This window comes from Longimicrobiaceae bacterium (assembly GCA_035936415.1).
In the GTDB taxonomy this organism is placed as follows: Bacteria; Gemmatimonadota; Gemmatimonadetes; order Longimicrobiales; family Longimicrobiaceae; genus JAFAYN01.
The window spans coordinates 1-1,715 of sequence record DASYWD010000500.1 but is presented as its reverse complement, the minus strand read 5'-3'; the positions used below and the strand labels follow the sequence as shown (position 1 = coordinate 1,715).

Here is a 1,715-nt window from a genome sequence, read left to right as displayed (position 1 = left end):
TCGCGGGCTTCCCGGGGCGGGCGCCCCGCCCCCGGGGGGGGCGCCGGTCCGTTCGGGGACGGTTAGGATATCGTTAATTCCGCCACTTACGGGTTGAGCACCCGGGGTGGCGGTGGCATGTTTAGAACACAAGGAGAGATCCATGAGCGCGGACAGCCAGGCGCAGGGCGGGGCGGAGATGGGGTGCGTCGAGTCGCGGCCCGTCTACCGGGGCCGGATCGTGAATCTGAACCTGGACACGGTGCGCTTCCCCGACGGCTCCACGGGCGAGCTGGAGATGATCCGGCACTCCGGGGCCGCGGCGGTCCTCCCGGTCGCGGGGAGCGTGGACGACGAGGACCCGGAGGTCGTGCTGATCCGCCAGTACCGCTACGCCACAGACGGCTACGTGTACGAGGTGCCGGCCGGGCGGCCCAGCGAGGCGGGGGAGGACTGGGAGCTGTGCGCCAGGCGCGAGCTGGAGGAGGAGACGGGGCTCCGCGCGGCGACCCTGCGCCGGCTCACCACCATCTACACGACGCCGGGCTTCACGGACGAGCGCATCCACCTCTTCCTGGCCACGGGGCTCTCGGAGGGGGCGCATTCCCGGGACGCGGACGAGTTCATGGAAGTGGTGCGGCTCCCCTTCTCCCGGGTCCTGGAGATGGTGCGCGACGGCGAGATCGTGGATGCCAAGTCCATCTGCACCATCCTCTTCGCCGCCGGGTTCGTGTTCGGGATGTAACGGATCGCCCGGTTCGGGCGTCCGGATGGAAGGAGGGCCGTTCGGCGCGCCACGAACGAACACCCGTCCGGGAGTGTCCTTTTCCGGCGGGAGGCGTCCTCAACCGAGGACGGGTGGACAGGGCGGGGTGCGGGGGTGGTGCCGGTAAGTTGTTGGGGGAGCGCGGTTTGCGGGGAGGGAGGGGCGGGGTATGGATACTGCGCTTCAGGAGGGTGACCGCGGTCCGGCCGTCCCGGCCGGCCGCGTCGGAGCTACGGACAGTTCTTCAAAGGGGGTTCGCATGTCGGAGTCGTTTGCCCTTCGCCCGGTGAGTGCGGACGAACCCCGTTCCACGCGCGTCCTGCTCAAGGAGCTCGACGACAGCGGAGTGGTGGCGCAGTTCCTCGCGGGCGAGAAGCGCGCGTTCAACGAGCTGGTGGAGCGGTACCAGACGCGTCTGCTGAACTTCGTGTACCGCACCACGGGCGACCGTGAGCGGGCCGAGGACCTGGTGCAGGAGACCTTCATCCGCGTCTACCGGCACCTGCACCGGTTCGACCAGACCAAGAAGTTCTCCACCTGGATCTACACCATCGCCTCGAACCTGGCGAAGAACGAGCTGCGCAACCGCTCGCGCAACCCGCTGGTGCTCTTCCAGGCCATCAAGAAGAGCTGGGACGCGGACGACCGGCCGCTGGAGTGGGAGGACAACACCTACCGCCCGGACGACCTGTTCCGGAAGCGCCACCTGCGCAGCATGGTGGAGTCCGCGGTCTCCGAGCTCCCGGAGCACCATCGCACCGTCTTCATCCTCCGCGAGATGGAGGGGAAGACGTACGAGGAGATCGCCGAGATCACCAAATGCAACCTGGGGACGGTGAAGAGCCGGCTGAACCGCGCCCGCAACAGCTTCGCCCAGATCATCGCGCCTATGCTCGACTGATTGGTTCGTAGGACGCACGAGTCGTGGAACGGGGTTCGTCCGCACTCACCGGGCGAAGGGCAAACGACT

The 1,715-nt window shown here is 68.0% G+C and carries 2 protein-coding genes; both read left to right on the top strand.

The window, feature by feature from the left end:
• The first annotated feature begins 142 nt into the window (after positions 1 to 142).
• Positions 143 to 724, top strand: coding sequence for an NUDIX hydrolase (locus VGR37_20210; GenBank protein HEV2149735.1), 582 nt, complete (start codon positions 143 to 145; stop codon positions 722 to 724).
• A 280-nt stretch (positions 725 to 1,004) separates the two neighbouring features.
• The gene (locus VGR37_20205; protein HEV2149734.1) at positions 1,005 to 1,646 is read left to right on the top strand and encodes a sigma-70 family RNA polymerase sigma factor; all 642 of its coding nucleotides are present in this window, start codon (positions 1,005 to 1,007) and stop codon (positions 1,644 to 1,646) included.
• The last annotated feature ends 69 nt before the right edge of the window (positions 1,647 to 1,715 follow it).

What these genes read in the sequence shown, in the direction of transcription:
- VGR37_20210 (HEV2149735.1), top strand. Translation starts at nt 143, where the DNA reads ATGAGCGCGGACAGCCAGGCGCAGGGCGGGGCGGAGATGGGGTGCGTC.
- VGR37_20205 (HEV2149734.1), top strand. Translation starts at nt 1,005, where the DNA reads ATGTCGGAGTCGTTTGCCCTTCGCCCGGTGAGTGCGGACGAACCCCGT.